The sequence below is a fragment of the Streptomyces sp. CLCI03 genome (genome assembly GCF_053615355.1).
Genome location: NZ_CM132132.1, coordinates 6,429,257 through 6,455,265, shown reverse-complemented (window position 1 = coordinate 6,455,265; position 26,009 = coordinate 6,429,257). Strand labels below are relative to the sequence as shown.

Genomic DNA, 26,009 nt, shown 5'->3' with positions numbered 1-26,009 from the left:
CGAAGCGACTACGCGCCCCGGAGCACCGCCCCGGTCCGCTCGCCCGCCAGGGCCACCGCCGCGTCGCGCGCGGCCGTGGACTCCTCGGCGGTCAGCGTCCGGTCGGCCGCGCGGAAGCGCAGCGCGTAGGCCAGCGACTTCTTGCCCTCGCCGACCTGCTCGCCGGTGAACACGTCGAACAGCCGCAGCGATTCGAGGAGTTCACCCGCGCCCTTGCGCAGCGCGGCCTCCACCGAGGACGCCGGGACCGACGCGTCGACGATCAGCGCCACGTCCTGGGTCGCCACCGGGAAGGAGGCGATCCGCGGAGCCTGGAGGGCCTCGCCACCGGCCGCCGCGAGGCGGTCCAGGTCGATCTCCATCGCGCTGGTCCGGGCCGGCAGGCCCATCGCCTTGACCACGCGCGGGTGCAGCTCACCGGCGTGACCGATGACCTGCTCCACCCCGCGGAGGGTGACGACCAGCTCGGCACAGCGGCCCGGGTGCCAGGGGCCGTACTGGCCCTGGCGGACCACCAGGTCGGCGCCGGCCTCGACGGCCAGCGCGCGGGCGGCCTGGACCGCGTCCGCCCAGTCGGCCGGGCGGCCCTTGCCCCACCAGCCGGCCTGCTCGCGCGCACCGGCCAGCACGACCGCGGCGTACCGCGGCTGCGCGGGCAGGGCCGCGTTCAGGGTGGCGATCTCCTCGTCCGTGGGACGCCGGTCGACGGGCAGCCGTACGGCGACACCCGGCTGGGCGGCGGCCCGGAAGACCGAACCGGTCTCGAAGAGCGCGAGGTCGTGGCTGCCCCGGCTGTCGTTGCGGCGCAGCGCGCCGAGCAGACCCGGCAGCAGCGTGGTGCGCAGCGCCGGCTCCTCGTCGGAGATCGGGTTGACCAGCTTGACGACCTGGCGGGCCACGTCGTGCGCCGGGAGCTGGAGCTGGTCGAAGACGCCCTCACCGATGAACGGGTAGCTGAGCGCCTCGACGTAGCCCGCGCCGGCCAGCGCGCGACCGACCCGGCGGTGCAGCTGCTGCCTGGCGGTCAGACCGCGGCCGGAGGGCACCTGCGGGAGGGTCGAGGGGAGGTTCCCGTAGCCCTCCAGCCGGATGACCTCTTCGGCGAGGTCGTTGGGCGCGGCGAGGTCGGGCCGCCACGAGGGGACGGTGACGACGAGCTCGTCCTGCCCGTAGACGTCGCAGCCGATCTCCTGGAGCCGGCGCACGACGGTCTCGCGGCCGTACTCCATGCCCGCCACCCGGTCCGGGTGGTCCGCGGGCATGGCGACGGTGCGGGGCGCGCCCGGGGCGAGGACCTCGGTGACGCCCGCCTCGGCGGTGCCGCCCGCGAGGAGCACGAGCAGGTCGACGGTCCGCTGCGCGGCCGCGGCGGCGGCCTGCGGGTCGACGCCCCGCTCGAAGCGCTTGGAGGCCTCGGAGGACAGCTTCAGGCGCCGGGCGGTGCGCGAGATCGACACGGAGTCGAAGTGCGCGGCCTCGATGACGACGTCCGTGGTCCCCGTGACCTGGCCGGTCTCAGGGTCGGTGACGGAGTCGGCGATCTCGGTGTTGGCGCCACCCATGACACCGGCGAGCCCGATCGGGCCGCTGTTGTCGGTGATCACCAGGTCCTCGGCGTCGAGCGTGCGCTTGACCCCGTCGAGGGTGGTGAACTTCTCGCCCTGCTCGGCACGGCGGACACCGATGGTGCCGTCGATGCTGGAGCGGTCGTACGCGTGCAGCGGCTGGCCGAGTTCGAGCATCACGTAGTTGGTGATGTCCACGGCGAGCGAGATCGGGCGCATGCCCGCCTTCTGCAGGCGGCGGGTCAGCCAGATCGGGGAACGCGCGTCGGGGTCGAGACCGGTGACCGTGCGGGCGGTGAAGCGGTCGCAGCCGGCCGGGTCGTCGACCTTGACCGGGTAGCCGTACGAGTTCGGCTGGGGCACGTCGAGCAGCGCCGGGTCGCGCAGCGGCAGGCCGTAGGCGGTGGCCGCCTCACGGGCGACACCGCGCATGGACATGCAGTAGCCACGGTCCGGGGTGATGTCGATGTCGAGGACCTCGTCGACGAGCTGGAGCAGCTCGATCGCGTCGGTGCCGACCTCGTGCTCGTGCGGCAGCACGATGATGCCGTGCGTGCCGTCGTCGCCCATGCCCAGCTCGTCGCCGGAGCAGATCATGCCGTGCGAGGTGCGGCCGTAGGTCTTGCGCGCGGCGATCGCGAAGTCGCCGGGCAGGACCGCGCCGGGCAGCACGACGACGACCTTGTCGCCGACGGCGAAGTTCCGGGCGCCGCAGACGATCTCCTGCGGCTCACCGGTGCCGTTGGCCTGACCGACGTCGACCGTGCAGAAGCGGATCGGCTTGCGGAAGCCCTCCAGCTCCTCGATGGTCAGCACCTGACCGACGACGAGCGGGCCCTTGAGGCCGCCGCCGAGCTGCTCGACGGTCTCGACCTCAAGGCCGGCGTCGACCAGCTTGGCCGCCACGTCGCGGCCGGTTTCACCCGCGGGGAGATCGACGTACTCCCGCAGCCAGGAAAGCGGGACGCGCATCAGATCTCACTCCCGAACGGCCGGGTGAAGCGAACGTCACCCTCGACCATGTCTCGCATGTCTTCGACGTTGTGGCGGAACATCAGCATCCGTTCGATGCCGAAACCGAAGGCGAACCCGCTGTACTTCTCGGGGTCGACACCGCAGGCGACGAGCACCTTGGGGTTGACCATGCCGCAGCCGCCGAGCTCGATCCAGCCTTCGCTGGAGCAGGTACGGCACGGGCGGTCGGGGTTGCCCACCGACTCGCCGCGACACACGTAGCACTGCATGTCCATCTCGGCGGACGGCTCGGTGAAGGGGAAGAAGTGCGGGCGCAGCCGCGTGGTGGTGCCCTCGCCGAAGAGCTCCTGGACCATGTGGTCCATGGTGCCCTTGAGGTCCGCCATGGTCAGGCCCTCGTCCACGGCCAGCAGCTCGACCTGGTGGAAGACGGGGGTGTGCGTCGCGTCGAGCTCGTCGGTGCGGTACACCCGGCCCGGGCAGACGATGTAGACGGGGGGCTTGCGCTCCAGCAGCGAGCGCGCCTGCACCGGGGAGGTGTGGGTGCGCAGCACGACACCGGACTCGTCGCCCTGGGTGCCCTCGGGGCCCCGGACGAAGAAGGTGTCCTGCATCTGGCGCGCCGGGTGGTCGGGCGTGAAGTTGAGGGCGTCGAAGTTGAACCACTCCGCCTCGACCTCGGGGCCCTCGGCGACCTCGTACCCCATGGCCACGAAGATGTCCGCGATGCGGTCCATCAGCGTGGTCAGGGGGTGCCGGGCGCCGGCGGGCACGCGGTCGTAGGGCAGCGTGACGTCCACGGCCTCCTCGACCAGCACCCGCTCGTCGCGCTCCGCCTCCAGCGCGACCGTGCGGGCCCCGAAGGCCTTGTTCACGGCGCCGCGGGCCTGTCCCACGCGCTTGCCCGCCTCGGCCTTGGCCTGGGGGGGCAGCGCGCCGATCTCGCGGTTGGCGAGCGCCAGGGGCGAGCGGTCGCCCATGTGCGCGGTCTTCGCCTCACGCAGCGCGTCGAGGTCGCCGGCGGACGCGAAGGCGGCGAGCGCCTCGTCCCGCATGCGCTCGATCTCTTCCGGTTTCAGTGCCTCGACCTCGACAGGGTCGTACGACTTGTTCGGTGCCGACATCTCTTCCCGTACTTCCGATGGCTGGCTGGTTGGGTCCCCCGCGCGACGCGCAGGACGCGCTCGGCACAAGGACACAAAGGTGCCAAAGGACGAGTCTAAAGGTCGCTGGGGGTGAAGGAGCCCGTGGGCCGCCTGCCGAGACGCTCCGCAGGACTACTGCGTGAGGTACGCGGGCGCGCTCACGGGCAGGATAAATCGGAACTCGGCGCCGCCGCCGGGGCCGCGGCCGACCGTGATGGTCCCGCCGTGGGCCTCCACGATGCCCTTGACGATGTACAGGCCCAGGCCGGTGCCGCCGCGCTTGCTCCCCCGCCAGAAGCGGGTGAAGACGCGGCCCATCGACTCCTCGGGGATCCCGGGGCCTTCGTCGGTCACGGTGACGGCGGTTCCCTTCTCATGTGGCGACACCCCGATGGTGACCGTTCCCTCGCCGTGGCGCACCGCATTTTCCAGGAGGTTGCCGAGGATCTGGTCGATCTTGTCGGGATCGGCCCACAGATCGGGGAGCGGACGGCTGACGCTCACGAGGAACCGCTCGGGGGCCTGCCCGTTCGCGGTGAGTGCCTGGACGTGTCGGCCGACGGCGGTGGCGATGTCGACGGGCTGGCGGCGTACCTCCAGGCGGCCGGAGTCGATGCGGGAGATGTCGAGCAGCTCGGCGATCAGCCGGGTGACGCGGTTGGCGTCGGCGTCGACGGTCTCCAGCATCAGCCGCTTCTGGTCGTCGGTGAACCGCTCCCACTTGGCGAGCAGGGTGGCCGTGAAGCCCTTGACCGAGGTCAGGGGGGACCGCAGCTCGTGCGCGACGGTGGCGATCAGCTCGGCGTGGCTGCGCTCGGTGCGCCGGCGGGCCTCGGTGCCGCGCAGGGTGACCACGAGGCGGCGCAGCGGGCCGGTGGGGTGCGTACGGACGTAGCTGGCGGAGACCAGCACCTCGCGGCCGCCGGGAAGCAGCAGGTTCCGCTCGGGCTGTCCGCGGCGGGTGGCGAGGCCCCCGTACGGATCGGTCAGCGCCCACCAGCGGCGCCCTTCGAGGTCCTCCAGCGGGAGGGCCCGCTCGATGGGGGTGCCGAGCGCCTGGGCGGGGTCGGTCGCGGTCATCCGGGCGGCGGCCCGGTTGAAGCAGATCACGCGCCCGGTGGCGTCGGCGACGACGAGCCCGTCGGGCAGGCAGTCGGGGTCGATCCCGAAGCCGAGGGCGTCACCGGGGGCGCCGCCGCCCAGGACGGCCCCGCGGGCCGTGCCCTGCGGCGGTACGCCGCGCAGCGCTTCGGAGGCGCGTGCGGGGGGCACCGCGTCGACGGGCCCGCCCGTGCGGGCGCAGGGGCCGACGGGCATCGGCGGACCGGCCGTCGTGCCGGCCCCCGGCGAGTTGTTCGTACCGACGGTCATGTCCCCGTACCCCACATCTCCGAGTAGCGCAGTGGGCCCCCCGGGCCGCCACATTACTAGCTGGGGGTCACAGAGCGGCACCCTCCGGGCGCCCGCTGTGCACGCGCGGACGCGTAGAGGCACACGGCGGCGGCCGTCGCGAGGTTCAGGCTCTCCGCCTTTCCGTGGATCGGGACCCGTACGACGGCGTCCGCCAGGGCCCGGGTCTCCTCGGGCAGACCCCAGGCCTCGTTGCCGAAGACCCAGGCGGAGGGCCCGCCCATGGTGCCCGCGTCCAGCTCGGCGTCGAGGTCGTCCTCGCCCGCGCCGTCGGCCGCCAGGATCCGTACGCCGGCCGCCCGCAGTCCCTCGACGGCCTGCTCGACCGGGACGCCGACGGCGACCGGGAGGTGGAAGAGGGAGCCGACGGAGGCCCGTACCGACTTGGGGTTGTAGAGGTCCACGGAGGCGTCGGTCAGCACCACCGCGTCGGCGCCGGCGGCGTCCGCGCAGCGCAGCACCGTACCGGCGTTGCCGGGGTCGCGGACGTGCGCGAGGACGGCGACGAGCTTGGGCCGGGCGGCCAGGATCTCCTCGAACGGGGAGTCCAGGAAGTGGCAGACCCCGACCAGGCCCTGGGGGGTGACGGTCTGGGACACCTCGGCGAGCACCTCGTCGGAGGCGTGGTGGACCCGGGCCCCCGCGTCCAGGGCGGCCTCGATGATCCCGGAGTAGCGCTCGGCGGCCTCGACGGTGGCGAACAGCTCGATCAGGGTCGACCGGCCCGTGGGTCCGCGGTGCTCGACGGCCTCGCGGACGGCCTGCGGGCCCTCGGCGATGAAGCGGCGCTCCTTGGTGCGGAAGTTGCGCCGCGCCAGACGCCTGGCGGCGGCCACCCGCGTGGATCGGGGGGAGATCAGCTCGTCGGGGTGACCCATGGTGTGTGCGGTTCTCTCTCGGGTTCCGGGCGGGACGGCCCGCGGGGGTGCGGGACGGGGCGGGGCGACCCGCGGGGTACGGACGGTGCGCGGGGCGGGAAAGCACACGGACCCGCAGGCGAATGCCTGCGGGTCCGTGGGGGCCGGCCCTGTGCGAGCGGGGCCGGCTAGCCCTTAGGCAGCGGCCTTGGGGGCGTTGACGTCGGCCGGAAGCGCCTTCTGCGCGACCTCGACGAGCGCGGCGAACGCGTTGGCGTCGTTGACGGCCAGCTCCGCGAGGATCTTGCGGTCCACCTCGATGTTGGCGGCCTTCAGACCCTGGATGAGGCGGTTGTACGTCATGCCGTTCTGGCGGGCAGCGGCGTTGATGCGCTGGATCCACAGCTGACGGAAGTCGCCCTTGCGCTTCTTGCGGTCGTTGAAGTTGTAGACCAGCGAGTGGGTGACCTGCTCCTTGGCCTTGCGGTACAGGCGCGAACGCTGACCGCGGTAGCCGGAGGCCGCCTCGAGGATCGCCCGGCGCTTCTTGTGGGCGTTTACTGCCCGCTTGACGCGTGCCACTTTTTAACTCCTTGTAGCGGGGCCGTGGGTGTCTTCACACGGCCCGAATTCGATGGGGTCCCGGTCCGACGTCCGCTCCCTGTCGGGAGCGGAGGACGTCAGATGCCGAGAAGCTTCTTGATCTTCGCGGCGTCGCCGGGAGCCATCTCCGCGGTGCCGGTCAGGCGGCGGGTGAGGCGGGACGACTTGCGCTCGAGCAGGTGGCGCTTGCCGGCACGCTCGCGGAGCACCTTGCCGGAGCCGGTGACCTTGAAGCGCTTCTTGGTACCGCTGTGCGTCTTGTTCTTCGGCATGGCGCCGTTATCTCCTCGTCGGTGGCGCTCCCGCCGGTCCTGGGGGACCGGCTGACGGGAGCGTCATGTTGTGTCGGTGATCCGAGACAGGCTGCCTCGGAATCAGGCCTCGGCGTTCGCCTCGTCGGCCGGCGCCTCGTCGGCGGCGGCCTCGGTGGCCTCGGCAGAGGCGACCTCGGTGGTGTCATCGACCTCGACGGCGGCGTCCTCGGAAGGAGCCTCGCCTTCGGTGTGGGCGACACCCTGGCGCTCCGCCTTGCGGGCGGCCTGCGCCTCGCGGGCTTCGGCCATCGCCTCGGTCTTCTTCTTGTGCGGACCGAGGACCATGATCATGTTTCGGCCGTCCTGCTTCGGGTTCGACTCGATGAACCCGAGGTCCTCGACGTCCGAGGCGAGACGCTGCAGCAGTCGGTAGCCGAGTTCCGGCCGGGACTGCTCGCGACCACGGAACATGATCGTGATCTTGACCTTGTCGCCCTGCTTGAGGAACCGAACGACGTGACCCTTCTTGGTGTCATAGTCGTGCGGGTCGATCTTCGGCCGGAGCTTCATTTCCTTGATGACCGTGTGCGCCTGGTTCTTGCGCGCCTCACGGGCCTTCATGGCCGACTCGTACTTGAACTTGCCGTAGTCCATGAGCTTGCAGACCGGCGGGCGTGCGGACGCCGCGACCTCGACCAGGTCGAGGTCGTACTCCTGCGCGAGCTCGAGCGCCTTGGCAAGCGGCACGATGCCGACCTGCTCGCCGCTGGGACCGACAAGCCGTACCTCGGGAACGCGAATCCGGTCGTTGATGCGGGGCTCGGTGCTGATGGATCCTCCTCGGTAGCACCACACGGCTGCCTGGCAGACAGCCGCTGACGTGTATTTCCGTCAGACCGACCGCGGCGGGAGAATCAAAAAAGCCCCGCCGGGCACAGGCAGGGGCTCCAAAACAACCGGAACACCGTCGCGTGCGAACCGCGGGGCGTAAACTCGGGCAGCTTTCCATCGTCCGTACGGAACGATGGATGCCACCTGACCGGTGACCCGCCGCCCCGGAGGGCAGTCAGGTGGGAGAACGGAGCCTCCACTTGTGGGCCGGGCACAGAAGTGTCCGGCCGGTCGAAGTACATACTAGCACCCGCGCCGCAAGCCCGCCGCACGGCATATCGTGGGGCGCATGACTGACGCGACACCCCCCACCGAGCCCACTGCCGACGGCGCCCCCGACTACGACACCATGACCCGCGACATCGCGGACGTGCCCGCCGTCGAGGTGATCACCACGGTGGCCGTGCACCTGCTGAGCGCCGCGGCGGTCAACCTGGGCCTGGACAAGCCGGACTCCGAGCACAAGGACCTCGACGAGGCCCGCAAGCTGATCACGGCCCTGGCCGGCCTGGTCACCGCGAGCGCCACCGAGATCAGCTCCTTCCACGCCGCCCCGCTGCGCGACGGCCTGAAGTCGCTGCAGCTGGCCTTCCGCGAGGCCTCGATCGTCCCGGACGAGCCGGGCCAGGGGCCGGGCGAGAAGTTCACGGGCCCCGTCTTCGGCTGAGTCCGCACACGGAAGACCATGTGACGACGGCCGGTGCACCCCTCTGGGGTGCACCGGCCGTCGTCATGTCCGGGGGCCGCGCGACCGCCCCGCGATCAGGGCGGCCTGGCGCATCCGGGCCGGCAGATCGCTCACGGGACTCCCCCGGTCAGCGGGTGAAGAGGGGATCGCCGGGCGCAGCCGGGGCGTCCGACGGGAGCAGTGCCAGGTCCAGGCCGCGGACCAGCCTGGCCCGCAGGGTGGTGTCCGCCGCCAGCGCCTCGGCGACGCGTCGGGCCGCCGCGGGCGGCTGCGCGTCCTCGGCCAACACGATCGCCAGGGTGCCGTCGCAGTCGCCGCCGCCCGGGACGAGGTGGGCGCGCAGCACGGCCGGCTCGGCGGACACGGCGGCCCGTACGGCCTCCCGTACGGCGGGGTCGGCCAGGGGACCCGCGTCGGTGCGGCCCTCGGCGAGCGCGAGCAGCGCGGAGCCGGTCAACTGATAGGTGACGGGACCGGCCAGGTCCAGGACGAGGGTGTCGGCCTTCTCGTGCGCGGCCGCCGCCAGCGCCTGGTGCAGGGGGACGGCCACCGGCCGGGCCGCGGGGTCCCATAGCGCGAGCGAGGCGATCGAGGTGAAGGCGGGCAGGGCCCGCCGGTCTCCCGCCCGCAGGGTCGGGACGGCCATGTCGCTGGTCTTCTCGCGCTTCAGGCCCGTCTCCGGGTCGGTCTCCACCTCGCCGAGGACGGCGACCACCGGAACGAGCAGGCGGGCGCCCTGGAGCGCGGCCAGCACCTCCGGCTCCTTGGCCCGGTCCTCGGACCAGGCGGCCAGGGCCGCGGTCAGCCGGGGATCGGCGGAGCCGTCGTCGTCGGAGAAGCCCGGGTCGGGAATGTTCTTGTTCGCCATGTTCGCCACAGTTACCCGACCCTACTGTGCCGGGTACGGGTCCTGGTCGCGGCCCCGGGTGCCCCGGCGCGGGCGCCTGGCCAGTACGGCGGCCAGGACGAGCAGCACCGCCCCCGAGACGGCCGCCACCGGGGCCCGCAGGCGGGCGCCGCGCTCGGGCGGGCGGACCGGTTCGGGGCCGGGGCCGAAGTAGGTGCTCCCTGCCGCCGCCGGCGCGGGCACCGGGGCCTCGGGGCGCACCTCGTCGGCGGCCTGGAGGGCGGCGACGGGATCGACCAGCCCGTGACCGCGGGCGTCGTCGCGGCCGCCGGCCGGGGAGTCGGAGGCGGTCTCCTCCAGCAGCTTCTTCACCTGGGCCGGGGTCAGGTCCGGGTGCGCGGCCAGGAGGAGGGCCACGGAGCCGGAGACGAAGGCCGCCGCGGCGCTGGTGCCCCAGCCCTCGTAGTAGGAGCGGTCCGGGTCGGCGATGACGACGTCCACGCCGGGGGCGGCGACGGTCGCGTACCAGTTGCGGGTGGAGAACTTGGCCTTCCTGCCGCGCCGGTCGACGGCGGTGACGGCGATGACCCCGGGATAGGCGGCCGGGTAGGAGACGCGGTCGCCCGCCTCCCCGCCGTTGCCCGCGGAGGCCACGACGACCACGCCCTTGGCGAGGGCGTACTGGACGGCCTCGTCCTCCCCCGCCTCGTGGTGGGCGGAGTCGCTGTCGTCGCCGAGCGACAGGTTGATCACGTCGGCGCCGTGGTCCGCGGCCCAGCGGATGCCCTCGGCGAGGGCTCCGCCCTTGCTGTCGCGGGCCTGGGCGCGGCCCGGGTCTCCCTCTTCGAGGATCACCCGGACGGGCAGGATCCGAGCCTGCGGGGCGATGCCGAGGACGCCTTGGCCGCGGCTGGGGCCGTGGCCGTGCCCGGCGATGATGCTCGCCATGGCGGTTCCGTGGCGGGCCCAGGCGCGGTCGCCGGGGCCGGCGCCCATGCCGATGAGGTCGGTGCCGGCGAGGACCTGACCGGAGAGGTCGGGATGGGATTCGTCGACGCCGGTGTCCAGGACGGCGACGGTCACCCCGGCGCCCCGGGTGGTGCCCCAGGCCTCCTCGGCGCGCAGGGTCAGCAGGCCCCACTGGCGGTCGCGGATGGTGTCGGCGGCAGCTGGGGTCGCGGTGGCGGACACCAGGAGGGTCGCGGCGAGCAGCGCGGCGGCCGCCTGCCCGGAGGCCCGGCGGATCATCGGGTGGGCTCCGGGGTGGGTGTGGCGGCGGTCGGTGCGGGTGGCGCGGCGAGGACGGCGAGGCCGTTGCCGACGCGGTCGGCGAGCGCCCGGGCCTCGTGGCCGAGGCCCGCATGGGCGGCGGCTCCGGTGGCGTCCTTCTTCATCAGGTCCTCGGCGGGGCGGGGTGCGTCCGGGCGGCGGCCGTCGGCGAAGGCGGCGACGGTGTAGACGACGACGGGCGCCTGCGGGCGTACGAAGGTGGCCCAGGCGGCGCGCTGCGCGTCGGTGAACCCGTAGGCGGGCGGGGCGGGGAGCCGCGCCGTGAGGGCGGTCATCGTGGGGGCGTCGGCGGGGGTGAAGACCATGCCGACGGTGATCAGGGAGCTGCGGGTGGCGTCGGTGTAGGTGGCGCGCAGCACGCGGGTGCAGCCGACGTCGGCCAACAGGGCCTGCCAGTCGGCGGCGAGGGCGGCCGAGCAGTCGGCGTCGGGGGCGAGCGCGATCCGGGTCCAGGTGCGGTCGGCGCCGCCGGGGCCGGCGGCGGGGCCGGTCAGGACGGGCGGGAACAGGCTGTCGACGGGGGCGGCGCGCCACAGCGACCCGGCCTTGCGGTAGGCGGCGTCGGCGGGGAGGGGGCGGGCGGCGGCGCGGTGCTCGGCCCAGGTGGTGAGGGCGGCTCCGCCGACGAGGCCGCTGCCGAGGAGGACGCAGAGCGTGGCGGCGAGGACCCGTACGGGGTGGCGGCGGGGGTGCGCGTGCGTGGGCTGGGGCCGGTCGGGCTCGCCCAGGATCTCGGTCCGCGGTGTCGTCGTGGTCATCCGGCGGCTCCGCCCCCCGTTCCGTACGGCTGCCTCCCCGTACTCTACGGCGTCACCGCCGCCCGACGCCCCCGGGTGCCCGCACAAGGCCCCTTCCCGAACCACCCCCGCCACCGGGGCCGATCCAGCCCCGTGGGGGCGACCTCTACCCACCGGTAGAGACCTCTGGCAAGCTGCCGCCCATGAACTCCGCCGCCACCGACCGCGCCCGGTACGACCGGGCGACCGCGCACCTGGACGCGCCGCTGGCCATCGTGGATCTCGACGCCTTCGACGCCAACGCCGACGACCTCGTCCGCCGCGCCGCCGGCAAGCCGGTCCGGGTCGCGAGCAAGTCGGTCCGGTGCCGTGCGCTGCTGGAACGGGTCCTCGCGCGCCCCGGGTTCGCCGGGATCATGTCGTACACCCTCGCCGAGTCGCTCTGGCTGGCCCGCTCCGGGTTCGAGGACGTGCTCCTCGCCTATCCCTCCGCCGATCGGGCCGGCTTCGGCGAGCTCGCGAGCGACGCCAAGCTCGCCGGCGCGGTGACCGTGATGGTGGACGACGCCGCGCAGCTGGACCTGATCGACGCCGCCCGGGACGGCGGCGCCGAGGAGATCCGGGTCTGTCTGGAGCTGGACACGTCCCTGCGGCTGCTCGGCGGCCGGGTACGGATCGGGGCCCGCCGCTCCCCGCTGCGTGAGCCGGCGCAACTGGCCGAGCTGGCCCGGGCGGTGGCCGCCCGGCCCGGGTTCCGGGTCGTGGGTCTGATGGCGTACGAGGGTCATGTCGCCGGGGTCGGGGACTCGCTGGCGGGTCGCCCGCTGCGGTCCCGGACGATCCGGCTGATGCAGGGCGCGGCCCGCAAGGAGCTGGCGGCGCGGCGGGCCGAGGTGGTGCGGGCCGTGCGGGCCGTCGTACCGGATCTGGAGTTCGTCAACGGCGGCGGTACCGGCAGCGTGCAGCAGACGGCCGCCGAGGACGCGGTGACCGAGATCGCGGCGGGTTCGGGCCTGTACATGCCCCGGCTGTTCGACAACTACACGTCGTTCAGCGGGCGTCCGGCGGCTCTGTTCGCGCAGCCCGTGGTGCGCCGGCCCGGGGTGGGTGTGGTGACGGTGCTCGGGGGAGGGTATCCGGCCTCCGGTGCGGCCGGGGTGGACCGGCTGCCGGTGCCGTACCTGCCCCAGGGGCTGCGCTACGACCCCCAGGAGGGCGCGGGCGAGGTGCAGACCCCGCTGTTGGGGAGCCCGGCCGACGATCTGCTGATCGGCGACCGGGTCTGGTTCCGGCACGCGAAGGCGGGCGAACTGTGCGAGCGGTTCGACACCTTGCACCTGATCGAGGGCGATCGGGTCACCGAGGGCGTCCCGACCTACCGCGGCGAGGGACGGACCTTCCTCTGACGGGTGTCACGGGAGGCTCGGCGCCGGGCAGTGGGCCGTCACCGATGGCCCAGCACATTGACCACCCGTCCGCCGGGATCGCGGACGAAGAACCGCCGCACGCCCCACTCCTCGTCCTGCAAGGGGTGCACGATCTCCGCACCGCTCTCCCGCATGACCGCGTAGGCCGCATCCACGTCGTCCACCTCGACGCTCATGTCGGGGGCGACGGGTGCGGTCTTGTCACCGGTCATGACACTGATCTGCGCTGCCGGGGTGGACGGGGAGGCGAGCGTCATGATCCAGCCGTGGTTCATGACCTCCTCGAAGCCCAGCAGGCCGTAGAACTCCCGGCTCTCCTGCACGGCCTCCGACAGGATGTTGGGCACGACACGGCGAACGGCCATCGACGACTCCATGTGAGAACGAGCGTGTCTCCTTGTCCCCAGGAGTACTACGCGACGTCCACCACCGCACGCCCTTTCGCGACACGCCTTCATGCACCCCCCTCGTACACGGAGTCGGTCTGGTCGGGGACGACGCTGCGGTCGCCCCGCAGGACCGGGCCCTTGGTGCCGTCGTGGTCGACGTAGCCGGTCGTCGCGCACGGGTAGGGGTCGGTCTTTCGCTTCTTGGGCTCGATGAACATGGGGTTGACGATCCAGCGGCCGTCGCTGTTGTCGTACGCCCGGCACATCAGCTCGTTCTTGTTGCGGTTCACGACGAGCCGTAGGGCGGTGGCGTCGCGCAGGAAGGAGATGTCGGTGTCGGAGTCGCCGGCGGCGAACACCTGGCGGCGGGCGGCGGGCTGGACCCGCTCGGCGGCCGCGCCGCGTACGCCGAAGATCTCCTTGTTGATCCAGCAGCGTTTGCCGTCGATGTAGGTGATCATCGTGTCGGCGCCGTCCCGGACGGTTCCGCAGCCCTGGAGGTGGGCGGTGAACTTCCCGCCGTGGGTGGTGGTGTTGCGGATGCCGATGACGTGGTCGGCCTCGATGCCGGCGCCCTGGGCCCAGACCTCGACCACGGGTTGTGGGGAGGCGGAGCTGATCCAGACGTCGAAGCCGGCCTTCCGTAGCCCCTTGATCAGGTCCTTCTGCTGGTCGTAGTAGCGGACCCAGCCGGTGGCGGTGGTCGTGGTGCCGACCTGTTGTGTGGCGCCGATGGGCGCGGCGAGGTTCTCGGTGCGGGCGGCGGCGGCGAAGCCGCGGATCTCGCGGGCGGTCCAGCCGTGTGTCAGCTGGGCCAGCCAGGCGTACGAGGGTTCGGTGGTGCGGCGGTCCCAGCCGGTGAAGGCGGGGGCTCCGGCGCGGGTCGCGGCGGTGCCGTAGACGGCGTTGATCTCGTCGGCGCAGGCCGCTCCGGCGGGGGTTCCGGTGGGCAGGGGGGTGCCGGGGCGGGCGAGGGCGTCGCAGGCGTCGGCCAGGGCCTTCGTGGCGGCGGGGGTGAGGTGGCGGCTGGTGGTGGACCAGTCACCGGTGGCGGGCCGGCGGATCCGGCCGTTGCGCAGGAGCCAGAACAGGGTGGCGTCGCCGACGTCGTTCTTGACGACGGTGTTGTCCCAGTCGAAGACGGCGACGGGCGCCGCGCGGCCGGGCCGGTACGGGCCGCAGGCGCCGTACCGGTCGATGAGCTGCTGGAGGCGGCTCCGGTTGTCGCCGTACCAGCCGGAGCCGATGGTGACCGGGGGACAGGGTGCGTGCGCGGCCTCGGCGGGTGGGGCCGCCAGGAGGCCGGATCCGGTGACCACCACGAGTGCGAGGGGGGCTGCCCATGTTCTGTGCATGCTGCTCCTTCGAGGTTCGGGGACAGCCCGAAGGGGCCGGCCGGGCACCTCTCGGTGCCCGGCCGGCCGGGATGCGGTGGTGGCGGGGCCTACAGCGGGGTGACGTACGCGCCGGAGATGCCGCCGTCGACGAGGAAGTCGGTGGCGTTGATGAAGGAGGAGTCGTCGCTGGCGAGGAAGGCGACGGCGGCGGCGATCTCGGTGGGTTCGGCGAAGCGGCCGAGCGGGATGTGGACGAGGCGGCGGGCGGCGCGCTCGGGGTCCTTGGCGAACAGTTCCTGCAGCAGCGGGGTGTTCACGGGCCCCGGGCACAGGGCGTTGACGCGGATGCCCTCGCGGGCGAACTGCACACCGAGCTCGCGGGACATGGCGAGCACCCCGCCCTTGGAGGCGGTGTAGGAGATCTGGGAGGTGGCGGCGCCCATGATGGCGACGAAGGAGGCGGTGTTGATGATGGAGCCGCGGCCCTGGCGCTGCATGTAGGGCAGGGCGGCCTTGCAGCACAGGTAGACGGAGGTGAGGTTGACGTCCTGGACGCGCTTCCAGGCCTCCAGGCCGGTGGTCAGGATGGAGTCGTCGTCCGGGGGTGAGATGCCCGCGTTGTTGAAGGCGATGTCCACGGAGCCGTAGGTGTCGAAGGCCGTCTTGAACAGCGCCTCGACCTCCTCGGGGCTGGTGACGTCGACCTTGACGAAGGTGCCGCCGACCTCTTCGGCCGCGGCCTTGCCGGCGGTCTCGTCGATGTCGGCGCAGACGATGTTGGCGCCCTCGGAGGCCAGGCGGCGGGCGGTGGCGAGGCCGATGCCGCTGCCGGCTCCGGTGATGACGGCGGTACGGCCGACCAGGCGGCGGCAGACGATCTCTTCGTTGGACATGTGCTTCAGGCCTCCGTGCTGATGAAGACGTTCTTGGTCTCGGTGAAAGCGGTGAGGGCGTCGGGTCCGAGCTCGCGGCCGAGTCCGGACTGCTTGTAGCCGCCGAAGGGGGTCCAGTAGCGGACGCTGCTGTGGGAGTTGACGGACAGGTTGCCGGCGGCGACGGCGCGCGAGACGCGCAGCGCGCGTCCGACGTCGCGGGTCCAGAGGGAGCCGGAGAGGCCGTATTCGGTGGCGTTGGCCAGGCGTACGGCGTCCTCCTCGTCCTCGAAGGGCAGGACGACGGCTACCGGTCCGAAGACCTCCTCGGCGGCGACGGGCGCGGTGGGGGCGACGTCCGTGACGAGGGTGGGCGGGTACCAGAAGCCGGGGCCCTCGGGGGCGGTGCCGCGGATCGCGGTGAGGTCGTCGGTGACGAAGGACCGTACGCGGTCCAGCTGGGTCCGTGAGATCAGCGGGCCCACTTGCGTCTTCTCGTCGAGCGGGTCGCCGACGGTCACGGCCGCGATGCCGGGGGCGACGAGCTCCAGGAAGCGGTCGTAGGCGGAACGCTGGACGAGGATCCGGGTGCGGGCGCAGCAGTCCTGGCCGGTGTTGTCGAGGAAGGCCATGGGGGCGGCGGCGGCCGCGGCTTCGAGGTCGGCGTCGGCGAAGACGATGTTGGGACTCTTGCCGCCGAGTTCGAGGGTGACGCGCTTCACCCGGTCGGCGCACTTGGCCATGATCTGCTTGCCGACGCGGGTGGACCCGGTGAAGACGATCTTCGCGACGCCGGGGTGTTCGACGAGCGCGTCGCCGGTGACGTCACCGCGGCCGGGGAGCACCTGGAAGAGGTGTTCGGGGATCCCGGCTTCGAGGGCGAGTTCGGCGAGGCGCAGCGCGGTCAGGGGAGTGGTCTCGGCGGGCTTGAGGATGACGGCGTTGCCCGCGGCGAGGGCGGGGGCCAGGCCCCAGGCGGCGATCGGCATGGGGAAGTTCCACGGGGCGATCACGCCGATGACGCCGAGGGGTTCGAGGAAGGTGATGTCGATGCCGCCGGCGACGGGGATCTGGCGGCCGGAGAGGCGTTCCACTCCCCCGGCGGCGAAGTCGAGGAGGTCGCGTACGTTGCCGGCTTCCCAGCGGGCGTTGCCGATGGTGTGGCCGGCTTCGCGGACCTCCAGCTGGGCCAGTTCCTCGATGTGGCCGTCGACGACCGCGGCGAAGCGGCGCAGCAGCCGGGCCCGGTCGGCGGGGGCGGCCGCCGACCAGGCGCGCTGGGCCGTGGCGGCCCGGGCGACGGCGGCGTCGACATCGTCCCGTGTGGCGGCCGGGACGATGGCGACGGTTTCCTCGGTGGCCGGATTGAGCACTTCCAGCGCATCGGACACGTGGTGCCTCACAGTTTCGTTCGGTGGCGTGCGGTGGCTACAGGCGTTCGAAGGAGCGGCGCAGCTCCCAGTCGGTCACCGCGGAGTCGTAGGCGTCGAGTTCCACGCGGGCCATGTTCCGGTAGTGCGCGACCACTTCGGGGCCGAAGGCGGCCTTGGCGATCTCGCTGTTCTCCCAGAGCTCGGCGGCCTCGCGCAGGGTGGTGGGGACGTGCGCGAAGTCGGCCGTGTACGCGTTCCCGCCGCAGGCCTCGGGCAGTTCCAGGCGGTGCTCGATGCCGTACAGCCCGGCCGCGACCAGGCCGGCGACGGCGAGGTAGGGGTTGACGTCGCCGCCGGGGAGGCGGTTCTCGAAGCGCATGGAACGGCCGTGGCCGACCACGCGGAGAGCGCAGGTCCGGTTGTCCACGCCCCAGGCGACGGCGGTCGGCGCGAAGGATCCCGGCCGGAAACGCTTGTACGAATTGATGTTGGGGGCGTAGAGAAGGGAGAAGTCGCGCAGCGCGGCCAGCTGGCCGGCCAGGAAGTGCCGCATCACCGGTGACATTCCGCCCGGGCCGTCCCCGGCCATCGCGTTGCGTCCGTCGGCGTCGGCCAGCGAGAGGTGGATATGACAGGAGTTGCCCTCACGCTCGTCGAACTTCGCCATGAAGGTGAGCGAGACGCCTTCCTGGGAGGCGATCTCCTTGGCTCCGGTCTTGTAGACGGAGTGCTGGTCGCAGGTGGTGAGCGCCTCGTCGTAGCGGAAGGCGATCTCGTGCTGGCCGAGGTTGCACTCCCCCTTGGCCGACTCGACGATCAGGCCCGCTGCCTGCATCTCGTTGCGGATCCGGCGCAGCAGGGGTTCGATGCGGCCGGTCCCGAGGACGGAGTAGTCGATGTTGTACTGGTTGGCCGGGGTCAGGTCGCGGTAGCCCGAGTTCCAGGCCTGCTCGTAGGTGTCCTGGAAGACCATGAACTCCAGCTCGGTGCCGACCATCGCGGTGTACCCGGCCTCGGCGAGGCGTTCCAGCTGGCGGCGCAGGATCTGCCGGGGTGCGGCGACGACGGGCGAGCCGTCGTTCCAGGCGAGGTCGGCCAGCAGGAAGGCGCTGCCGGGGTTCCACGGGATGCGGCGCAGGGTGGCGAGGTCGGGGTGCATGGCGAAGTCGCCGTAGCCCCGGTCCCAGGAGGACATCTCGTAACCGTCGACGGTGTTCATGTCGGTATCGACGGCGAGGAGGTAGTTGCAGCCCTCGGTACCGTGCTCAAGGACCTCGTCGAGGAAGAACTGTGCGGCGAACCGCTTGCCCTGGAGCCGCCCCTGCATGTCGGGGAAGGCCAGGACGACTGTGTCGATCTCACCGCTGGCGACGAGGGAGCGGAGCTCCTCGGGCGCGAGCGGCGGCTTGCGGTCTACCACTGGAATCTCTCCTTCGGTGAGCCGAGGAGGCCTAAGGTATTGAATAGAACCATTGCTTGGGAAGGGGAGGAGCCGAGATGACCGATACGGCGAGCGAAGGCGACGCCATCGCGCGACTGAATCCCGTACTGCGGCAGGTGCGGGCGGGCAACGGTTTCGAGGAAGCGCTGGAGCAGATCCTGCAGGTGGTCCGACTGGGCCTGGTGCCCGGCGGCGAACGACTCCCGCCCGAGCGTGAGCTGGCCGAACGGATGGGGATCAGCCGCGTCACCCTGCGCGAGGTGCTGAAGGTGCTGCAGGACCAGGGGCTCGTGGAGGCCCGGCGCGGGCGGTACGGCGGAACGTTCGTGCTGCCCCGACCCGACACCCCGGCCGGTGGCGCCGAGGAGGAACTGCGCCGGCGTGTCGCGGGGGTGGACATCGAGGACGTCCTGCGATTCCGCGAGGTCCTGGAGGTGGGGGCGGCCGGCCTGTGCGCCTCGCAAGGCCTGACCGAGGAGGGCACCGAACGACTGCTCGGCGCTCTGACCGCCACCCACGACGCCCCGCTCGCCGACTACCGCCGCCAGGACACGCTCTTCCACCTGACCCTGTGCGAACTGGCCGGATCCGCCACCCTGACGGCCCAGTACGCGGCCGTCCGGGCCGGCGTGAACGACCTGCTGGACTGCATCCCGCTGCTCGTACGCAACCTGGAGCACTCCCAGCAGCAGCACAGCACGCTGGTCGAGGCGGTACTGGCGGGCGACGCGACCAAGGCCCGGGAGACCATGCGCGAGCACTGCTGCGGCACGGCGGCGCTGCTGCGGGGCTTCCTGGCCTGAGCCGCGCCCGGGGGCGGCCCGAGAGGGTTTCGTAACTTCTGTTTAACGCAGAGGTCTTGCGCACTCCACCGCTCTAAGGCAAAGGTACGCCCCACAACCATTGCCCTGAGGCAGGAGCGCACGATGGCCGACGACATCGAGGCACGGCTCGCCGCCGTACCCGCACCCACCACATCCCCCGACGGCGGGGCCGGCCCCGACGAGTACCTCGCACGCCGGACGCTGCGCCGTGGCAGCGCCGGCTGGCTGCTCCTGACCGGTCTCGGCGTCGCCTACGTAGTCTCCGGGGACTTCTCCGGCTGGAACGTCGGCCTCGACAAGGGCGGCTTCGGCGGCCTCGCCATCGCCACCGTCCTCATGGGCGCGATGTACGCCTGTCTGGTCTTCTCGCTCGCCGAGCTGTCCACCATCCTGCCGACCGCGGGCGGCGGCTACGGCTTCGCCCGCCGCGCGCTCGGCCCGTGGGGCGGTTTCCTCACCGGCACCGCCATCCTGATCGAATACATCCTGGCCCCGGCCGCGATCGTCATCTTCATCGGCGACTACGTCGAGTCCCTCGGCCTCTTCGGACTCACCTCCAGCTGGCCGGTCTACCTCGGCTGCTTCGTCGTCTTCATCGGCGTCCACCTCTGGGGCGTCGGCGAGGCGCTGCGCTTCAGCCTCGTCGTGACCGCGATCGCCGTCGCCGCACTGCTGATCTTCGCGGTGGGGGCCTTCACCGAGTTCGACGCCTCCGGCCTGAACAACATCCCCGTCGACGCGAACGCCTTCGGTTCCAACTCCTGGCTGCCGCTGGGCGTGCTGGGCATCTGGGCCGCCTTCCCGTTCGGCATGTGGTTCTTCCTCGGCGTCGAGGGCGTCCCGCTGGCCGCCGAGGAGGCCAAGGACCCGGTCCGCTCCATGCCGAAGGCCCTCTCCATCTCCATGGGCATCCTCGCGCTGCTCGCGCTGATCACCTTCTTCGCCGCGACCGGCGCCCAGGGCGCCGACGCCGTCAAGGCCGCGGGCAACCCGCTGGTCGTGGCCCTGGAAGGGGACGGCGGCCCGACCGCGCTCAGCCGCTTCGTGAACTACGCGGGCCTGGCGGGCCTGGTGGCCTCCTTCTTCTCCCTCATCTACGCGGGCTCGCGCCAGCTCTTCGCCCTCTCCCGGGCCGGCTACCTGCCCCGCTTCCTCTCGCTCACCTCGAAGCGCAAGGCCCCGTACCTGGGTCTGATCATCCCCGGCGCCATCGGCTTCGCCCTCGCCGCGGCCACCGGCAACGGCGCCCGCATGCTGAACATCGCGGTGTTCGGCGCCACCATCTCCTACGCCCTGATGGCCCTCTCGCACATCGTGCTGCGCCGCCGGGAGCCGGACCTGGAGCGCCCGTACCGCACCCCGGGCGGGATCCTGACCTCCTCGGTGGCCTTCGCACTCGCCCTGTCGGCCCTGGTCGCCACCTTCCTGGTGGACAAGGACGCGGCGCTCATCGCGCTCGCCGTGTACGCCGTCGCGCTGGCCTACTTCGCCTTCTACAGTCGCCACCACCTGGTGGCCTCGGCCCCGGAGGAGGAGTTCGCGGCTCTGGCGGAAGCCGAGGCGGAACTGTCCCGCGACTGAAACCCTGTCACCGTCCGCCACGCCCTTCCCGGAGGTATCGAACGTGCCCAGGCCGCTCATCGGCATCACCACCTACGTCGAGGAATCCACCCGCTACGGCGTGTGGGACCTCCCGACATCCCTCGTACCGACCGGGTACCACGAACTCGTCCAGGCGGCGGGCGGCGCGGCCGTGCTGCTCCCGCCGGACGAACCCGGATCGGCGGCGGAGGTGCTGAGCCGGGTGGACGGCCTGGTCGTCGCGGGCGGCCCGGACCTGGACCCGGTGCACTACGGAGCCGCGCGCGACTCCCGTACGGGAGCCCCCGCCACGGTCCGCGACCACTGGGAGCTGGCCCTGATCGCGGCGGCGCTGGACGCGGACCTGCCGGTCCTCGGGATCTGCCGGGGCATGCAGGCCCTGAACGTGGCCCTGGGCGGCACGCTCGTCCAGCACATCGACGGGCACGTCGCTACCCCGGGGGTCATGTCCTCGCACCCGGTCCGCCCGGTCCCGGGCACCCGCTACGCGGACCTGGTCCCGCAGGAGGCCCATGTCCCGACCTACCACCACCAGGCCGTCGACCGCCTGGGCCGGGGCCTGGTCGTCTCGGCCCACGCGGTCGACGGCACGGTGGAGGCGATCGAACTGCCCGACCCCGAGCGGTGGGTGATGGGCGTCCAGTGGCACCCGGAGCGGGACACCGACACCCGGGTGATGTCCGCCCTCGTCGAGGCGGCCTCCGTCCGTACCGCGGTACCGGTGGGCTGACGCCCCCGCCGTCCGCCCCGTCCCACGCGCCCGACCGGCGCCCGGGAGGGGGCGGCGCGCTGGGGCAGCCCCGCTCGAATGGCCGGTCCCCCGCCGGGCGGGCACGCTGGATGGGTGAGCACCGACGCGCACCGTACGGCGAAAGGGCCGGTGGCCGGGTTCCTGGACAACCCGGTCGTGGGCATGGCGCCGTGGATCATCTTCTCGCTGCTGGTCGGCCCCGGACGATTCGAACTGGCCGTCGGACTGGCCCTCGCCACGGCAGTCGCGCTGATCGCGGTGGGCCACCTGGTCAACCGCGGCAGCTCCTGGAAGCTGCTGGAACTGGCCGACGTGGTCTTCTTCGCGTCGATGGCCGTCATCGGAGCCCTCGTCGACGACGGAACCCTGCGCTGGCTGGAGACGTACGCGGGAGAGGTCGCCAACATCGCGCTGGCGGTGATCGCCTTCGGCTCGATGGCCGTCCGGATGCCGTTCACGATCCAGTACGCCCGCGAACAGGTCGATCCGTCGCTCTGGCACACGCGCGGCTTCCTGCACACCAACTACATGATCACCGGGGCCTGGGGCATCGCCTTCCTGGTGGCAGCCGCCGCGGGAGCCTACGGCGACCTGGTGCTGCACAACCCGAACAACATCTGGACCGGCTGGATCATCCAGATCCTGGCGATCGTCGCCGCCGTGAAGTTCACCGTCTGGTACCCGGACGTCGCCCGCGCCCGAGCGGTCCGCGAAGCCTCCGGCCTGCCCGCCGAGCCCACCCCGTGGGCGGGCTTCCTGGTGCCGCTGGCGGGCCTGCTCGTACCGATCGGCATCGCCGTCCTGATCGTCGACAACATGTGGTGGCTGGGTGTCGGGCTGATCGTGGTGGGCTCGCTCCTGACGAAGCGCCTGCAGGCCCGGTCCGAGTCCGAAGCCCCGGGCTGACGCCGGCCGGGCCCGTGGCGGTGGCCCGGCGGCGTCCCCGGACAGCTCAGCCGAAGACGACCGACCGCAGCTGCAGACGCGCCGAGCCGTGGCCCGTGAGCGGCCGCAACGTGAAGAAGTCCCCTTCGCAGCCGGGTTCGGTGAAGACCGTCGCCGCAGAGGTGGTCCTGTTGCGCGGCGAGTGCGCCGGGGAACTGGCAGCGGGGTCGGCGACCTCGGGCAGCGTGATGCACTGCCGGCTCTCGGGGTCTTCCAGGATCACCACCAGGGGGCGGCCGTCAAGGCCCGTGACCGTGTACTGGAACTCTCCCGTGGCCGCCGAGGCCGAGGTCGGGAGGGTCAGCAGGAGCGTGAAGGCGCCGAAAGCGGCGACCGCGGCCTGGCGAAGACGCATCAGGGGTTCTCCTCGTGGGGGGACGCGTGCGGGAGCCACCTTTCCCGCGGTCCCGCCCGGGGTCACCCTCCGCACCGCGCCGAATCGATCCCTCCTCCCCCGAACGGACGCACGACCTCCGCCCCAACGTCCGGCAGATCACGGTGACGGACGGAACGGCACCTCCTACGATGCGTGAGCGATACACCCACTCCTGCGCGTTGTCCCCCTTCCGAGGAGACGGATCCCGTGACCACCGGCACCGCCGCACCCGAGAGCTACTACGAGCGGACGGGCGAGCACGGCTTCAAGCCCACCGCCCACGCGGGGGGTGCGTGGAACGCCGACGAGCAGCACTTCAGCCCGCTCGCCGGCCTCGTGGTGCACGCGATCGACGACCACCTGGCGCGGCGGCCCGAACCGCCCGCGCTCGCGCGGATCAGCTACGACATCCTCGGCCGCATCGCCCTCGACGCGTGCGAGATCACCGTCGAGACCCTTCGGCCGGGCCGCACCATCGAGCTTCTCGAAGCGAACGTGGTCATCGGCGGCCGTACCGTGGTCCGCGCCCGCGCCTGGCTGCTGGCCACCCTGGACTCCTCCTCCGTGGCCGACAGCCCCCACCCGCGGCTGCCCGCCCCCGAGGAACTCGACGTCTGGGCGATGGACGAGGAGTGGAGCGGCGGCTACGTCTCCTCCATCGAGGTACGCCGGACACCCCCGTCCCGCCGCGGCCGGACGAAGGCGGCCTGGGTGTCCTCACCCCTCGCTCTGGTCGCGGGCGAGCCGGTCAGCGCCCTCGCCTCGTACATGGCGCTCGTGGACACCGCGAACGGCATCGCGGTCCAGCAGGACCCCACCGCGTGGATGTTCCCGAACCTCGACCTGACCGTCCACCTGCACCGTCCGCCCCGCGGCCCGTGGACCGGCCTGGACACCACCGTCACCTTCGGCCCGTCGGGTCAGGGACTCACCAGCAGCGTCCTGCACGACATCGACGGCCCGGTCGGCCACGCGGAACAGATCCTCACGGTCCGCCCGCTCTCCTAGGTCGTCTCTTTCGGATCGTGCCGGGCCGACAAGATCCGAAAGAGACGACCTAGCCACCCCGGGTCAGGGACAGCAGGTCACGGGCCGGGCCCGCCGGCCGGGAGCCCGCCGGCCAGACCGCCCGGAGGGCACGGTCGAGCGGCGCGCCCGACACCGGAACCTCCACCAGCCGCCGCGCACCCAGTTCGTCCCCGACCGCCAGCTCCGAGAGCACGCACGGCCCGGCACCGCCCAGCGCCGCCGCCTTCACCGCCGTGGTCGACGCCAGTTCCAGCAGAGGCGCGGCCAGCCCGCCCGCCGAGACCAGCGCGGCGTCCAGGACCTGCCGGGTGCCGGACCCCCGCTCGCGCAGGATCAACGGGGTCGAGGCCAGCTCCACCGCCGACACCCCCTTGGCCCTGCGGGCCCACGGGTGACCGGGGGCCACCGCCACCACCAGGCGGTCCTGCGCGATCACCGCCGAGTCCAGTCCCTCGGGCACGGTCAGCCCCTCCACGAAACCGAGGTCGGCCTCATGGGTGAGGACCCGTTCGGCGACCACCGCCGAATTCCCGGCGTGCAGGGACACCGCCGTGTCCGGGCGCTGCCCGCGCAGGGCGATCAGCCAGCCCGGCAGCAGGTACTCCGCGATGGTCATACTGGCGGCCACCCGCAGCCGCGAGTCCCGCCGCCCGCGCAGCGCCTGCGCCCCCGCGTCGAAGGCCTCCGCGGCCTCCACCACCCGCCGGGCCCAGTCCGTGACGAGCGCCCCCTCGGCCGTGAGCGTCGAACCCCGCGGGGAGCGGTCCACCAGCGCCACGCCGAGCCGGGTCTCCATCGCCCGGATCCGGCTGCTCGCGGCGGGCTGGGTGATCCCGAGACGCCGGGCCGCGCCGCTCAGGCTGCCGACCCGCGCGACCGCGAGCAGCAGTTCCAGCGCACCCAGGTCCGGTACCCGGTGTGCCAGCGGAACCCACTCCTCATTACCCATAACATCAGTTTATGGCCTCATAGAGAGATGGCCTCTGCCGCCCCGTGCGCCCCACCGCGAGGCTGGAGCCATGGCCACCACCCTCGTGCGACCCCGCACCCAGACCACCCCCGCAGCCCGGACCCACAAGGCCCCCGCGCTGCGGCATCTCGGCCCCAACTGGTACGCCTGCGTCATGGGTACGGCGATCCTCGCCAACGCCGGCGCGACCCTCCCGTACCAGCTCCCCGGCCAACGCGTGGCCTGCCAGCTCGTCTGGGCCCTGTCCGCCGCCGCCCTCGCCGTGCTCCTCACGGCCCGCGCCGGGCACTGGCTCCACCACCGCGACCAGGCCCGTGCCCACCTGCTCGACCCTTCCGTCGCCCCGTTCTACGGCTGCCTCTCGATGGCCCTGCTGGCCGTCGGCGGCGGCACCCTCATCGTCGGCAAGGACCTCATCGGAACGAGCGCGGCCGTCGCCGTGGACGCCGTCCTCTTCACCGTCGGTACCGTGATCGGCCTGGTCACGGCCGTGGCGCTGCCCTACCTGATGGTCGTACGCCACAAGGTCGAGCCCCAGCAGGCCACCGCCGTCTGGCTGCTCCCCCTGGTGCCGCCCATGGTCTCCGCCGCCCTCGGCCCGCTGCTGATACCCCACCTGCCCGCGGGCCAGCCCCGCGAGACCCTGCTGCTCGCCTGCTACGCCATGTTCGGCATCAGCCTGCTCGCCACCCTGCTGATGCTCCCTCTGATCTTCGGCCGACTGATCGTGGGCGGCCCCCTCCCCCTGGTCCTGACCCCCACCCTCTTCCTGGTCCTCGGCCCCCTCGGCCAGTCCACCACCGCCGTCAACCAGCTCGCCGACGTCGCCCCCCAGTCGATCGACGGCAGCTACGCGGGCGCCCTGGGTGCCTTCGCCGTGGTCTACGGGGTCCCCGTGATGGGCTTCGCCCTGCTGTGGCTGGCCCTGGCCACGGCCATGCTGGTCCGGGCTGCCCGGAACGGCATGGGCTTCGCGATGACTTGGTGGGCCCTGACCTTCCCCGTCGGCACCTGCGTCACCGGCGCCACCGGCCTGGCCCGCCACACGGGCCTGACCGCCTTCGCCTGGCTGGCCACCGCCCTCTTCCTGGCCCTGCTGACCGCCTGGCTCCTGGCCGCCGCCCACACCCTGCGCGGCCTCCTCTCCGGCCGCCTCCTGGCCGGCTGACCGTTCCGCTCCCGCGGCGGGTGGCGGTCCGGGTCGACCCAGCCGGTCCGTATCGGCCTGCGGGCCGGGATCCGGACTGCCGTGTGGGCGGGTGCGCGGGGCCGGGCAGGGGTGTCTCCCGGCTCGCGCCGTTCCCTCCGGGCGGGGCGGACGGGCTCCGGGCTCGGTGCGGGCAGGGCCGTGTCGGCCTGCGGGGCGGGATCCGCTCACGGTGCGGGCGGGTGCGCGGGGACGGGCAGGGGT

Annotated in this window: 25 protein-coding genes; 8 read left to right on the top strand and 17 right to left on the bottom strand. The window is 72.6% G+C overall.

The window, feature by feature from the left end:
* Positions 1 to 8: 8 nt before the first annotated feature.
* From pheT to infC, 7 genes are all read right to left on the bottom strand, one after another.
* On the bottom strand, positions 9 to 2,537 hold the full coding sequence (gene pheT / locus ACWG52_RS29750) for a phenylalanine--tRNA ligase subunit beta (RefSeq protein WP_389814876.1): 2,529 nt from the start codon (positions 2,535 to 2,537) through the stop codon (positions 9 to 11).
* Positions 2,537 to 3,664 (bottom strand): phenylalanine--tRNA ligase subunit alpha, encoded by a 1,128-nt coding sequence (gene pheS, locus ACWG52_RS29745; RefSeq protein ID WP_033222485.1) that lies wholly within the window; start codon positions 3,662 to 3,664, stop codon positions 2,537 to 2,539. The genes pheT and pheS overlap by 1 nt, the downstream gene beginning before the upstream one ends.
* 153 nt (positions 3,665 to 3,817) lie before the next feature.
* Positions 3,818 to 5,002, bottom strand: coding sequence for a sensor histidine kinase (locus ACWG52_RS29740; protein ID WP_389815117.1), 1,185 nt, complete (start codon positions 5,000 to 5,002; stop codon positions 3,818 to 3,820).
* Positions 5,003 to 5,112: 110 nt separating this feature from the next.
* Positions 5,113 to 5,973 (bottom strand): TrmH family RNA methyltransferase, encoded by an 861-nt coding sequence (locus tag ACWG52_RS29735; RefSeq protein ID WP_033222481.1) that lies wholly within the window; start codon positions 5,971 to 5,973, stop codon positions 5,113 to 5,115.
* Between the two features lie 174 nt (positions 5,974 to 6,147).
* The gene (gene rplT / locus ACWG52_RS29730) at positions 6,148 to 6,534 is read right to left on the bottom strand and encodes a 50S ribosomal protein L20 (RefSeq protein WP_007263143.1); all 387 of its coding nucleotides are present in this window, start codon (positions 6,532 to 6,534) and stop codon (positions 6,148 to 6,150) included.
* Positions 6,535 to 6,632: 98 nt separating this feature from the next.
* Entirely contained in the window at positions 6,633 to 6,827 is a 195-nt protein-coding gene (rpmI, locus tag ACWG52_RS29725; RefSeq protein WP_033222478.1) for a 50S ribosomal protein L35, read from the bottom strand.
* A gap of 102 nt (positions 6,828 to 6,929) precedes the next feature.
* Positions 6,930 to 7,664: a translation initiation factor IF-3 gene (infC, locus tag ACWG52_RS29720; RefSeq protein ID WP_389814867.1), complete on the bottom strand. Its 735-nt coding sequence runs from the start codon at positions 7,662 to 7,664 to the stop codon at positions 6,930 to 6,932.
* A 325-nt stretch (positions 7,665 to 7,989) separates the two neighbouring features.
* Between infC and ACWG52_RS29715 the strand changes: the two genes are divergently transcribed.
* Positions 7,990 to 8,367, top strand: coding sequence for a DUF1844 domain-containing protein (locus ACWG52_RS29715; RefSeq protein ID WP_030012387.1), 378 nt, complete (start codon positions 7,990 to 7,992; stop codon positions 8,365 to 8,367).
* 148 nt (positions 8,368 to 8,515) lie between these two features.
* On the opposite strand, the gene ACWG52_RS29710 is transcribed toward ACWG52_RS29715, so the two are convergent.
* From ACWG52_RS29710 to ACWG52_RS29700, 3 genes are read right to left on the bottom strand one after another with little or no spacing between them, the layout of a single operon-like run.
* Complete coding sequence (locus ACWG52_RS29710) at positions 8,516 to 9,256, bottom strand: SseB family protein (protein ID WP_453126429.1); 741 nt, start codon at positions 9,254 to 9,256, stop codon at positions 8,516 to 8,518.
* Between the two features lie 21 nt (positions 9,257 to 9,277).
* Positions 9,278 to 10,483: a type VII secretion-associated serine protease mycosin gene (gene mycP / locus ACWG52_RS29705; RefSeq protein ID WP_389814860.1), complete on the bottom strand. Its 1,206-nt coding sequence runs from the start codon at positions 10,481 to 10,483 to the stop codon at positions 9,278 to 9,280.
* Positions 10,480 to 11,283, bottom strand: coding sequence for a hypothetical protein (locus ACWG52_RS29700; RefSeq protein WP_389814858.1), 804 nt, complete (start codon positions 11,281 to 11,283; stop codon positions 10,480 to 10,482). The genes mycP and ACWG52_RS29700 overlap by 4 nt, the downstream gene beginning before the upstream one ends.
* A gap of 182 nt (positions 11,284 to 11,465) precedes the next feature.
* Between ACWG52_RS29700 and ACWG52_RS29695 the strand changes: the two genes are divergently transcribed.
* The gene (locus ACWG52_RS29695; RefSeq protein ID WP_389814855.1) at positions 11,466 to 12,668 is read left to right on the top strand and encodes an amino acid deaminase/aldolase; all 1,203 of its coding nucleotides are present in this window, start codon (positions 11,466 to 11,468) and stop codon (positions 12,666 to 12,668) included.
* Positions 12,669 to 12,706: 38 nt separating this feature from the next.
* Here the strand turns inward: ACWG52_RS29695 and ACWG52_RS29690 are convergent, their stop codons facing one another.
* From ACWG52_RS29690 to ACWG52_RS29670, 5 genes are all read right to left on the bottom strand, one after another.
* Positions 12,707 to 13,054, bottom strand: coding sequence for a VOC family protein (locus ACWG52_RS29690; protein ID WP_375944084.1), 348 nt, complete (start codon positions 13,052 to 13,054; stop codon positions 12,707 to 12,709).
* An 89-nt stretch (positions 13,055 to 13,143) separates the two neighbouring features.
* A complete protein-coding gene (locus ACWG52_RS29685) occupies positions 13,144 to 14,433 on the bottom strand; it encodes a haloacid dehalogenase-like hydrolase (RefSeq protein WP_390141312.1) in 1,290 nt (429 codons plus the stop codon).
* A gap of 89 nt (positions 14,434 to 14,522) precedes the next feature.
* Positions 14,523 to 15,308 carry a 3-oxoacyl-ACP reductase gene (locus tag ACWG52_RS29680; RefSeq protein ID WP_030765496.1) on the bottom strand — a complete coding sequence of 262 codons (786 nt, stop codon included), beginning with the start codon at positions 15,306 to 15,308 and terminating at the stop codon, positions 14,523 to 14,525.
* A gap of 5 nt (positions 15,309 to 15,313) precedes the next feature.
* Positions 15,314 to 16,678 (bottom strand): aldehyde dehydrogenase family protein, encoded by a 1,365-nt coding sequence (locus tag ACWG52_RS29675; protein ID WP_389814847.1) that lies wholly within the window; start codon positions 16,676 to 16,678, stop codon positions 15,314 to 15,316.
* Between the two features lie 37 nt (positions 16,679 to 16,715).
* Complete coding sequence (locus ACWG52_RS29670; RefSeq protein WP_033222465.1) at positions 16,716 to 18,080, bottom strand: glutamine synthetase family protein; 1,365 nt, start codon at positions 18,078 to 18,080, stop codon at positions 16,716 to 16,718.
* A gap of 77 nt (positions 18,081 to 18,157) precedes the next feature.
* Between ACWG52_RS29670 and ACWG52_RS29665 the strand changes: the two genes are divergently transcribed.
* The 4 genes from ACWG52_RS29665 to ACWG52_RS29650 all read left to right on the top strand — a co-directional run bounded on the left by ACWG52_RS29665 (position 18,158) and on the right by ACWG52_RS29650 (position 22,184).
* Positions 18,158 to 18,904, top strand: a complete 747-nt coding sequence (locus ACWG52_RS29665; protein ID WP_375944093.1) for a FadR/GntR family transcriptional regulator — start codon at positions 18,158 to 18,160, stop codon at positions 18,902 to 18,904.
* A 123-nt stretch (positions 18,905 to 19,027) separates the two neighbouring features.
* Positions 19,028 to 20,506 carry an ethanolamine permease gene (eat, locus tag ACWG52_RS29660; RefSeq protein WP_389814842.1) on the top strand — a complete coding sequence of 493 codons (1,479 nt, stop codon included), beginning with the start codon at positions 19,028 to 19,030 and terminating at the stop codon, positions 20,504 to 20,506.
* 43 nt (positions 20,507 to 20,549) lie between these two features.
* Positions 20,550 to 21,257 carry a gamma-glutamyl-gamma-aminobutyrate hydrolase family protein gene (locus ACWG52_RS29655; RefSeq protein WP_389814839.1) on the top strand — a complete coding sequence of 236 codons (708 nt, stop codon included), beginning with the start codon at positions 20,550 to 20,552 and terminating at the stop codon, positions 21,255 to 21,257.
* Positions 21,258 to 21,371: 114 nt separating this feature from the next.
* Entirely contained in the window at positions 21,372 to 22,184 is an 813-nt protein-coding gene (locus tag ACWG52_RS29650; protein WP_453126424.1) for a hypothetical protein, read from the top strand.
* 46 nt (positions 22,185 to 22,230) lie between these two features.
* On the opposite strand, the gene ACWG52_RS29645 is transcribed toward ACWG52_RS29650, so the two are convergent.
* Positions 22,231 to 22,578, bottom strand: a complete 348-nt coding sequence (locus tag ACWG52_RS29645) for a hypothetical protein (protein ID WP_453126422.1) — start codon at positions 22,576 to 22,578, stop codon at positions 22,231 to 22,233.
* Positions 22,579 to 22,806: 228 nt separating this feature from the next.
* Here ACWG52_RS29645 and ACWG52_RS29640 point away from each other — a divergent pair, with 228 nt between their 5' ends.
* Positions 22,807 to 23,607, top strand: coding sequence for a thioesterase family protein (locus ACWG52_RS29640; RefSeq protein ID WP_389814830.1), 801 nt, complete (start codon positions 22,807 to 22,809; stop codon positions 23,605 to 23,607).
* 49 nt (positions 23,608 to 23,656) lie between these two features.
* Here the strand turns inward: ACWG52_RS29640 and ACWG52_RS29635 are convergent, their stop codons facing one another.
* Positions 23,657 to 24,577, bottom strand: coding sequence for a LysR family transcriptional regulator (locus ACWG52_RS29635; RefSeq protein ID WP_389814827.1), 921 nt, complete (start codon positions 24,575 to 24,577; stop codon positions 23,657 to 23,659).
* A 70-nt stretch (positions 24,578 to 24,647) separates the two neighbouring features.
* Here ACWG52_RS29635 and ACWG52_RS29630 point away from each other — a divergent pair, with 70 nt between their 5' ends.
* Positions 24,648 to 25,766 (top strand): TDT family transporter, encoded by a 1,119-nt coding sequence (locus ACWG52_RS29630; RefSeq protein WP_453126419.1) that lies wholly within the window; start codon positions 24,648 to 24,650, stop codon positions 25,764 to 25,766.
* The last annotated feature ends 243 nt before the right edge of the window (positions 25,767 to 26,009 follow it).

Coding starts and splice junctions, on each gene's coding strand:
- pheT (WP_389814876.1), bottom strand. CDS start 2,537: ATGCGCGTCCCGCTTTCCTGGCTGCGGGAGTACGTCGATCTCCCCGCG.
- pheS (WP_033222485.1), bottom strand. CDS start 3,664: ATGTCGGCACCGAACAAGTCGTACGACCCTGTCGAGGTCGAGGCACTG.
- ACWG52_RS29740 (WP_389815117.1), bottom strand. CDS start 5,002: ATGCCCGTCGGCCCCTGCGCCCGCACGGGCGGGCCCGTCGACGCGGTG.
- ACWG52_RS29735 (WP_033222481.1), bottom strand. CDS start 5,973: ATGGGTCACCCCGACGAGCTGATCTCCCCCCGATCCACGCGGGTGGCC.
- rpmI (WP_033222478.1), bottom strand. CDS start 6,827: ATGCCGAAGAACAAGACGCACAGCGGTACCAAGAAGCGCTTCAAGGTC.
- ACWG52_RS29715 (WP_030012387.1), top strand. CDS start 7,990: ATGACTGACGCGACACCCCCCACCGAGCCCACTGCCGACGGCGCCCCC.
- ACWG52_RS29710 (WP_453126429.1), bottom strand. CDS start 9,256: ATGGCGAACAAGAACATTCCCGACCCGGGCTTCTCCGACGACGACGGC.
- mycP (WP_389814860.1), bottom strand. CDS start 10,483: ATGATCCGCCGGGCCTCCGGGCAGGCGGCCGCCGCGCTGCTCGCCGCG.
- ACWG52_RS29700 (WP_389814858.1), bottom strand. CDS start 11,283: ATGACCACGACGACACCGCGGACCGAGATCCTGGGCGAGCCCGACCGG.
- ACWG52_RS29695 (WP_389814855.1), top strand. CDS start 11,466: ATGAACTCCGCCGCCACCGACCGCGCCCGGTACGACCGGGCGACCGCG.
- ACWG52_RS29690 (WP_375944084.1), bottom strand. CDS start 13,054: ATGGCCGTTCGCCGTGTCGTGCCCAACATCCTGTCGGAGGCCGTGCAG.
- ACWG52_RS29685 (WP_390141312.1), bottom strand. CDS start 14,433: ATGCACAGAACATGGGCAGCCCCCCTCGCACTCGTGGTGGTCACCGGA.
- ACWG52_RS29680 (WP_030765496.1), bottom strand. CDS start 15,308: ATGTCCAACGAAGAGATCGTCTGCCGCCGCCTGGTCGGCCGTACCGCC.
- ACWG52_RS29665 (WP_375944093.1), top strand. CDS start 18,158: ATGACCGATACGGCGAGCGAAGGCGACGCCATCGCGCGACTGAATCCC.
- eat (WP_389814842.1), top strand. CDS start 19,028: ATGGCCGACGACATCGAGGCACGGCTCGCCGCCGTACCCGCACCCACC.
- ACWG52_RS29645 (WP_453126422.1), bottom strand. CDS start 22,578: ATGCGTCTTCGCCAGGCCGCGGTCGCCGCTTTCGGCGCCTTCACGCTC.
- ACWG52_RS29635 (WP_389814827.1), bottom strand. CDS start 24,577: ATGGGTAATGAGGAGTGGGTTCCGCTGGCACACCGGGTACCGGACCTG.
- ACWG52_RS29630 (WP_453126419.1), top strand. CDS start 24,648: ATGGCCACCACCCTCGTGCGACCCCGCACCCAGACCACCCCCGCAGCC.